The 339-nt window shown below is 40.1% G+C and carries 1 rRNA gene; it reads right to left on the bottom strand.

Annotated features, from left to right (window positions below):
* Position 1 precedes the first annotated feature (1 nt).
* Positions 2–116, bottom strand: a 5S ribosomal RNA gene (gene rrf, locus H5089_RS20090).
* Positions 117–339: the final 223 nt, after the last annotated feature.

Here is a 339-nt window from a genome sequence, read left to right as displayed (position 1 = left end):
AGCCTGGTAATGTCCTACTTTCACATAGCAAATGCTACACTATCATCGGCGCTGTTTCGTTTCACTACTGAGTTCGGCATGGAGTCAGGTGGGTCCAAAACGCTATTGTCACCAAGCAAATTAGGGCGTTAATCCGTATCGCTACGCATTAACTGAATTTGGAAAATATCTGATAATATTTTTTTAAGTCTTTCAGTAAATATCTACTTTAGTCATATTAACTTCTGTCTAAACTGTCGCATAAAACGCGTTTGGCGTTGTATGGTTAAGCCTCACGGGTAATTAGTACAAGTTAGCTTAATGGCTCACACCACTTCCACATCTTGCCTATCAACGTTG

It is taken from the genome of Pseudoalteromonas sp. SR45-1 (genome assembly GCF_014163655.1).
Classification (GTDB): Bacteria; Pseudomonadota; Gammaproteobacteria; order Enterobacterales; family Alteromonadaceae; genus Pseudoalteromonas; species Pseudoalteromonas distincta.
This window is presented reverse-complemented; position numbering and strand designations above follow the sequence as displayed.